General features: G+C 37.6%; 7 protein-coding genes. All 7 read left to right on the plus strand.

Annotated features, from left to right (window positions below):
* The first annotated feature begins 204 nt into the window (after positions 1–204).
* Positions 205–1356 carry a hypothetical protein gene (locus tag E1171_RS13675; RefSeq protein ID WP_155206590.1) on the plus strand — a complete coding sequence of 384 codons (1152 nt, stop codon included), beginning with the start codon at positions 205–207 and terminating at the stop codon, positions 1354–1356.
* Between the two features lie 14 nt (positions 1357–1370).
* The gene (gene tssO, locus E1171_RS13680) at positions 1371–1883 is read left to right on the plus strand and encodes a type VI secretion system TssO (RefSeq protein WP_155206591.1); all 513 of its coding nucleotides are present in this window, start codon (positions 1371–1373) and stop codon (positions 1881–1883) included.
* Positions 1884–1887: 4 nt separating this feature from the next.
* Entirely contained in the window at positions 1888–4341 is a 2454-nt protein-coding gene (locus tag E1171_RS13685) for an ATP-dependent Clp protease ATP-binding subunit (protein WP_155206592.1), read from the plus strand.
* 145 nt (positions 4342–4486) lie between these two features.
* A complete protein-coding gene (locus tag E1171_RS13690; RefSeq protein ID WP_155206593.1) occupies positions 4487–4936 on the plus strand; it encodes a type VI secretion system contractile sheath small subunit in 450 nt (149 codons plus the stop codon).
* 7 nt (positions 4937–4943) lie between these two features.
* Complete coding sequence (locus E1171_RS13695) at positions 4944–6296, plus strand: DUF5458 family protein (protein WP_155206594.1); 1353 nt, start codon at positions 4944–4946, stop codon at positions 6294–6296.
* Positions 6297–6589: 293 nt separating this feature from the next.
* Positions 6590–7024, plus strand: coding sequence for a GPW/gp25 family protein (locus tag E1171_RS13700; RefSeq protein ID WP_155206595.1), 435 nt, complete (start codon positions 6590–6592; stop codon positions 7022–7024).
* A 15-nt stretch (positions 7025–7039) separates the two neighbouring features.
* Positions 7040–8885: type VI secretion system baseplate subunit TssF (locus tag E1171_RS13705; RefSeq protein WP_155206596.1), on the plus strand; the 1846-nt coding region annotated here is incomplete at its 3' end.

An 8885-nucleotide genomic window follows, 5' to 3' on the forward strand; every position in this document is an offset into this window, starting at 1 on the left:
AAAGCCTTTATAACACAGTTTTTAGATAAGTTTTTTGGCAATGACCCAGGTATGGTGGGCAATGCGAAATTGAAAAAGAAACAACAATAGTAAGAATAAACTTTTGCTAGGAAGCTTTTCTCTACATCTGTGGGGGCATGAAACATATCCCATTGGGAAAAAACAACCAGGAGTGTTTAGTAGAATTTAAATAAAAGTGATTAAATGGTAGAGAAACTAAAATACTTGCCTGTCAATTGGATAGATGGTATGAAAATAAATGAGGGTCATTTCAATGACCTACAAAATCATATCACCGAAGGACTCAAGGATGTCACTGGAATAGGTCTAAATCATTTAAACTTTGGATTACTACCCCCCCAAAGCAGCAAGGAAATGTTAAACATCTCCATGGCTATTGATAACCATAAGCTGTTGCGCATAAAAATAAACCAATGCAAAGGAGTTACGGTAAATGGGGCGCGGATTGAAATCACTGAGGATACAGCAAAAGAACTGGATTGCACTTATGAAATAGTGGAAGGGCAAGAAACCATCCTGTTCATTGTTTTATCAATCTATCCATTTGATCGCACTGCAATTGGAACCCCTTTTCCGGAAGAAACACCTCCACGCCACCCTTTCACATCCCCAAAATATAGGGTGACCGTTATCGATAAAAACACCTTTTTAGGGAGTTCTATTAGCCCTTATCTACTTCCTATTGGACAAATTAAAATCCTGGGAAAAGAGGCCACGCTAGTAGATGAATACATACCTCCCTGCAACATGACAAGATGCCATTCTAAACTGATAGAAACCTACAGCCTATTAGATAAATTCCTAGGAGAATTGGAATTGCTTTGCGTGCAAATTGCGCAAAAGATAAATCAAAAAAAACAAATCAGCCAACTTACAGAGTTGATTTTACTCCTTACTCAAAACATTGTGACATTTTTGGGAGATAAAATAACCTCTTTCAGATGGTTAGCCCAAGACTCTCCGCCAGCATTTATGTTTGAAATTATTACCAGACTGGCACGTCAAATAAAAAACACCATTGATTTGCGGTCAGGTACAGGAAAAGAAGAGTTGCTGAATTTCCTTTCCGAATGGTGTGGGCTATCTCAAGGACAATTTGAAACTTTATTTACTGACCTAAGCAATAACCAATATGAGCACAACGACATTGCAAAAACCCAAAAACTAGTTGTGGCTTTTGCTGAAACCATAAAGGGCCTTTTTAGCACACTGAATCGCCTGGATTACATTGGCAAACGAAAAGAGTCATCCATTTTTGTTGGAGAAAGAAAGCTCCTCAATGATGAGCCAAAAAATAAATTAAAGCCTAAAAGATCCATTTTTTTGGTAGAATAAAAAGGAAACGAACTATGGAAGTACTAAATAAAAAAGAAAGAATACGGGCATTTTTACTTTTCCTTTTGCTATTTATTATTACCATGGCCATGGTAGTTTTAGCTATATTTTTCGATTTCCAATTACCCTTAGAGCAAAACAAACTTCTAAAAGCAGAAAACCAGCGCATATCCAAAGAAATCGACTTTCAACTTAAATATAAAGAGCATATGTTTAAAACAAAACATTTGCTGGACTCTATAAACTTAGAGGGACAAAATAGCTCCTATCTACAACAACTTGTTGGCGCTGAATTAATCGACATGCAAAAAATCACCCAGAATGAACCTCAAGTGAATGGTGATATGTATGACCTTATCATTTCTCTGTACCTCGACATATTGGAAGACAAAAAAAAGCTTAGGGAACTAAAGAATGCTAATAATACTATCACTGAGCTGAAAGAAAATTTAGAGACTTACAAAACTGAGTTGGAAAGTGCAAGAAAAAATCTATTAGTGCTTGAAAATTTAAACCGCGCAAAATAAAGAAATGAACCAGACCGTTTTGAAAAATAGCCCCGAAATAGAAAAGGCAATTTACATTGCTCAACAAATAGCCCTGGATAATAGTAACGCCTATTGTGCTCCTCCACATTTGTTCAAAGCTCTTTTTCACAAAGATTTGTCACTGGAAGAAATGCTTCTTGATTTGGATAAAGACATCTATTACATAGAAGAATGGGCAGAGGTAAAAATAGAAGACGTCAAGAAAGGGAGCTCTCATCCGGAAAAACTAAAGGAAAACCCAGCTTTAGATGCAGTAAAAAGAGAGGCTGAAGCGATCTCATTTTCTCTTCAAAAAGATCAGGTAGATATGCCCAGTATTCTAGCCGCCTTATGCACCCCAGGTGTTGGTTTTAGTTATGACGAACTTAAATCCTTGCCCCTAAGCAGAAATGAAATCTTAAACATTACAGAGCAACCAACCCAAAAGAAAGGAAGTTCAAGAAAAACCCATCCTCAACAATCCCAAAAAGCTTTGGCCAAATATTGTCGCAACAAAACTAAACTGGCAAAAGACGGTCAGCTACAGTCAGTAATTGGAAGGGAGTATGAATTAAGAAGAATCTTCGAAGTATTAGGGAGAAAAATTAAACCCAATGTAATTCTTATCGGAAACCCTGGAGTAGGAAAGTCAGCTGTTTTGGATAGTCTGTCCATGGAAATTGCTCAACTAAATGTACCAGAAAGATTACAAAAGGCTGCAGTTTTTGAATTGGATCATGGGGCCTTATTTGCAGGAGCTTCCTATAAAGGAGAAGTTGAAGACCGTTTAAAAGCTATTCTGGAAGAATTAAAAACTCACGATAAAGCCATTTTATTCATAGATGAGATTCATACCCTACTCAATAAGAAAAATGGCAATCACAACCTAACCAACCTGCTAAAGCCTGAATTAGAACAGGGGGAAATTACATTAATAGGAGCAACAACAACCGATGAGTACGTGAAACACATCGAAAATGAGGAAGGGTTTAGTCGAAGATTTGAACTATTAAAGATTGAAGAACCTTCCACTGATCTCGCTTACCGCATGATCCGTCACATAAAAAGTAGTTACGAAGACTTTCATCAACTCAAAGTAAAGGATGACGTTGTGAAAGAGGCTATCCGCCTTGCCAATCGCTACATGAAAGGAAAGTCCCTGCCTGATTCCGCAATTGACCTTTTGGATCGTACACTCTCTGTAGTAAAAACAACCAAAGAAACAGCAAACATTGAATTGAAAAAATTCAATATCGAATTAAAGGAACTATGTGAAGAACTACAGGGTGAGGAACTTCATATAGAGCTTCTTTGGCTACAACAACGCATAGAAGAAAAGGTGGGCTTGATATTATATGATGACTTAAAAGATAAGGCTGAACAAAAGTCTTCTCAATCAATGGAACAAATAGGTAAGTCCATTACAGAAAAGTTACAATCCCTAGAAGAGGTTTCAAAAAGAACACTAAAGGAAATTACAAAAACTCATTTAAGTGCAGTAGTGGCTCAGATCACAGGTATTCCAATGGGAAAAATCAGGGACAAAGAGAAAGAAAGGCTCATTAATATGGAGACAATAATGAGAAAAAGAGTGGTGGGGCAAGACCATGCATTGAAGGCCGTAAGTGAAGCTGTTGTAGAGTCGCGCTCTGGCCTAAGCAAAGGAAACCAACCCATTGGTTCATTTTTCCTGCTTGGGCCTACCGGAACTGGTAAAACCGAACTTGCAAAAACCTTGGCCGAATTTCTCTTCCAGGATGAAGAAGCTATCATCCGTTTTGACATGTCGGAATTTAAGGAAGAACATTCCGCTTCTCTTCTCTATGGGGCACCTCCAGGCTATGTGGGCTATGAAGAAGGTGGCTTATTAGTCAATAAAATACGTCAAAAGCCTTATTCTGTGGTTCTATTTGATGAGATCGAAAAGGCACACCACTCCGTTTTTGATCTCTTTTTACAGATAATGGACGAAGGAAAGTTGCACGACAAACTAGGAAAAGAGGGAGACTTTTCTAATGCAGTGGTGCTGTTTACCTCTAATATTGGCAGTCAATATATAACAGAATCTTTTCAAAATGAGCATTTGCCCACTTCTTCCAACCTACTGGAAATCATGTCGCAATATTTCCGACCAGAGTTTCTTGGGCGATTAACTGAAATCGTTCCTTTTGCTCCAATTAGGGAGGAGAATATTGTTGATATATTCGACATCCACCTCCGCAAAGAACTGACTCAAATGTTAGATGAAATGGATATCGAGCTTCAAATAACAGAAGAAGCCAAAAAACACCTAGCTCTTTCCGGTTATAATGCGCAATACGGGGCCCGACCAATTAAAAACATCATCAGAACTCAATTAAGAAAACCCCTATCCAAAAGAATCATTTGTGGAGCATTAAAAAAAGGAGAAAAAATTACCGTTGGCTGGGCCGAAAGTACATTGATATGGAAACAGTAAGCCAGTGTATGATTCAAGTGAAAATACAAGGTCAAAAATAAATAGAGAACACTCTAAACAAGTGTCTTTAGCTTAAATTTTAATTCCCAAGAAGATGGGCCATTCGAAGGAATAAATAGTTTTTAACCGTCTAAAAAAGTTGATTATGAGTTCAAATTATGGAATAGGAGGCAACGAAGTTAAACTGGATGCTGGGGAAGCGATATCGGAAATACCTCAGAACAGGACCTTGCTAACAAGTAAGCTAACCGCCGATACCCCCATCAAACCGGAAATTGTAGGAGGCCTTAAAACAGTGGAGGAAGTGTTTGCCCATTATTCCCCTCAAGTAAAAATAGATTTTGAGGATCAAGAGGGTACTACAAATAAAGAATTATTGAATTTCTCTAATCTTGGTGATTTTGGCGCAAAAGGAATAACAGCCCAAAGCCCATTTCTCCAAGACCTTGATTCGGCAAAAGAACAGTTTCAGAAAATCATCAAGCAATTGAAAACCAATAAAATTCTGAAAACCGCCCTACAAGATCCCGAATCAAAAGAAGCACTCTTAAAAGTAATGCAAACATTAATTCAAGAATTAGAGGACGCAAAATAATAAGAACATGGCAGAAGTACAGGAACAAGCAGGAGCGGAGGTTCTTCAACAGGAGGGACAAGTCCTTAAGGAGTACAGCGAAAAATTAGCCAAGTATGGTGGCTTTGATTTAGTGGAACTGGCTGTGGACGGAAGTCAAAATCTTAACCCCAGTAGAAAAGCCAGGAAAAAAATATTCCTAGGTGAAACCAGCAAAAAAGGGGAAAGAGAACAGCTGAAAAAGAAACTTCAACTTTGGACTGAAGTGCTTAGTGGTAGCGAAACTATCACAGAAATGGTTGATGAATGTGAAAAGAAGTATGACACCACAGAAAAGACTTTAAAGAAAAACCTTGTTTTGGCTGTAAATGCTACCAAGGAACTAGAACAGTCTTATCGTACGGTGGCCTCCTTCTATAAAAATACAGAAAGTGAAAAGTTGAAGAACGTTTCTATTATCAACGCTGAGCTCGAACAGCTTAAGGATCTTGATAACACTAGGTTTATAGACACCATTCAAAATGAATTAGTACAAAACTATGACCGCCTCGACCTCAAGGATAATTATGGCCTTTTGGTAATCCCTGGGTATTTGGGTTCCAATGCTGTAATAGAAAAGTGGGCAAAAATTGCCAATAATAATAAAGTGATGCTGATCACGGATTTTCTCCATCTAGATGAGCCAGATGATGTAATGGAAATGTTTGAGCTTGCAAACCTGACAGGTGGTGAGGTGCATCGCTCCAATGTATTAATGACCTGCAATTGGTTGGTAGGAAGAGGTAAAATTAAACAAATAGGTGAAGAGGATGATCTTTATATTCCTCCATCAGCTGGACTGGCTGGAAAGATTTACGCCACTTTGATGTCGCAAGTAACTGCAGGTAAAAAATTTGGAGGAATTAATGAAATTGATGGCGTACGCTTTGACCTGAAAAAAAGTGAAATAGCCAATCTTGAAGCAATGGGACTTATCCCTATGGTGAAAGAATATGGTAAAGTAATGGCTTTTTCCGCTAAGACTTTATTCAATGGTGATAACCTGGGTCTACAAACCTATTCGGTAGTTAGAGTTTTTGATTATGTCACTAAGGTGCTCATGGATTTTCTAAACAGAAGAGCCTTTGAAAACTTTAATTCCTCCACCAAGAAAGAGATTAGGAGAAGCATTATGAAATTCCTTGATGGCATTACCGGCCCCGGTAAACTAATTGAAGATTTTGCCATCATGAAATTTGAGCAAGACCCCGTTCAAAAGGATAAGATTCACCTGAATATTCATATGAAACCTTATTTCCCAGCGAAAAACTTTATGATCAAAATGGCGGGGCAAAATGGGAGCGATAGCACAGAATGGAATACGGAATTAGAACAGGAATAATCAAAAATTGGAAAGAGATTGGTCTTTAAAATTTAACGAATAAAGGCCTCCCTTTTCTAATTCCCAAGGAAAAGTAATCCATGGCTAACATTTGGGAAAGAGTAAAATCAAACCTCAATCAATAGTATTGGTATTTGAGATGCACCTAAACCAGATTAGAAACAGACGAAAAAGATATACTATCTCTTTGTAAAAATGAAAAAATCCAAGAAAGGTACTATCATTTTCGGTATTCCTCGAAAGGACCAAAAAGGGAAGAGAATAGATGCCAACACTCTATAATTTCTAAACTTATGTACGAGAGCTATTTTAAGTTTCCACTAAATCTGGAAGAGACCATTGGAAAGAAAGAGTTAGAAAAGACTACCCTGGAACAATCCATACAACAGCATTTACAATTTATTGCAACCACCTCTTTTGGAGAATGCAAACATGATGATCTGTTTGGTTGTGGTATATGGGAAATTGATTTTCTCATTTTTCCTAATAACACCTTTATAAGAGAACATTTGAAGGCTTATTTAAAGGAGAGCATCAAACGGTATGAAAAACGAATTGAGAACATTAGCGTGGATGTAGAAATATCAGACAGTGATTTGTCTCCAATAAATGCAAAAGTTCGGGCTAAAAAAAGGGCAGATATTTTTGTGAATGCAACTCTTAAAAAGAATAATAAGGCCTTTTCTAGCAAGCTCTCCTTTTATATCGGCCCCTTATCCTACCATTAATATGAAAGTGCTGTAATGATGAACCTAAACACAAGAGAACGGATTAAAGATCGCATACTTAAGAGAGCAGCTAAAATTTGGGGTTATCCTGAGGCTGAAGCAGAAACCTCATTTGACCCTCTTGTAGGCTTATTGTTGAATAGTTGTGCAGCAGAGCTAGAATCTATTTATGGAGAAATAAAAGCCTCTAATGCTAGGTTGTTAGACAGATTGTTAGAGGTAATGACCATTGAAAACAGTGGAAGTGTCCTGCCTGCTCGAACCGTTATGCATGCCATGCCTGTTGAAAGTAATTTTACCCTTCAGCTCACTAACCAGTTTTATATTAATCATCAAATCCCAAATAAATATGAACCAGAAAACCCTATTAATAAACGAATATTCTTTGGGCCTACCGGAAATTTTAACCTTGTAAATGCTTCTGTAAAATATACAGCATTGGATAATAAATTGTATGAGGTCGTAAATTTTCAAAATAAAACGGTTTTAACCCATGCCAGACCTAACAAATCCTTAAAGCCTTCCAACTTATGGATTGGGATTTTGGTCGACAAAAAAGTAAAAAGACTGGAAAACCCAATGTTCTATTTTCATGTCCGCAATGAAGACCATAAAAAGATTTTCTACCATTATCTCAAACAGCTGTACGTAAGTGTGAACAACAACCCCATCAAGCTTCATCAGGGCTATAACACAATAGAGAACAAAAAATTTGATATTAATAGTATTATTAATGATAACCACGAGGCCATGAGCAAAATTTATGCTCAGGTTAATGCTTTCTTTAATCACAAGTTCATTACACTTGATGAAAAAATCGACCTAAATAAATATCACCAGGAAAAGAAAAATAGTTTCCCCCTCGAATTTGAAGGAATTTTTGAGGGAAAAGCCCTCGAAAACCTAGAAGATGAAATTGTCTGGTTTAAATTTCAGTTCCCACCAACTCTCGTAGATGAGGTAACCGAAGACGTTCAGATAGCACTTAACTGCTTTCCGGCCATTAACAAACAGTTGGAGTCAGTAAATCAAAAGGTTAGTCGTTTTCTGAATATAATTCCACTCGCTTCAGACAACAGTTTCCTAGATGTAAAAGATATTTATGATACCGAGGGCACTAGGTACAATCAAAAATCTTTCAATGGAACCGAGGAACCAAATGAAAACATCGCAATTATCCGCAAGGACAGTGTAGGAAGATTTGATAGTAGAAGCGCTTCTGAGCTGGTACAACACCTCTTGGAAACCCTAAAAGATGAAAGTGCTTCCTATTCTGCTATGGGGGGGGATTTATTAACTTCCGAAGTTAGAAAGCTTAACCAGCTAATCGCCAACTTGGAACAAATGGTAGACAAAAGCCAACTAGAAAAAAATGGGATACCCTATATTATGCTCAATTTATCCCAAAGGGAGCAAAACCCTACTAAAAGCATTTTTGCGGAATATTGGACCACCAATGGGGTATTTGCAAATAATATTAAGGCCGGAATAAATTTCAAACCCGATACTGGAGTTGAGCTACAAGAAAAAACCATCCTCAATATGTTAACCACTCTTGGTGGAAGAGAAAATCCAAATGTAGAGGAGAGAATCTACGCCCATAGGGAAACTATACTTAGCAGAAACAGGGTAGTAACAATTCAAGATATCAAAGCGCTTTGTTATAAACATTTTGGGAAGGCTTTAGAAAAGGTGGAAGTGAAAAGAGGAATCATGGCAACCCCCTTCTCCAGCACGGGCTTTACAAAAACAATCGATATCCTTTTGTATGCTCCCTCCAAAGAAAATGGGACCGTTTCAAGGGAGGAATGGCAATTCTTATGCGAAGACCTTAAAATCCAGTTAAAAGAAAGGGCTTCCT

Source organism: Xanthovirga aplysinae, from assembly GCF_009711365.1.
Classification (GTDB): Bacteria; Bacteroidota; Bacteroidia; order Cytophagales; family Cyclobacteriaceae; genus Xanthovirga; species Xanthovirga aplysinae.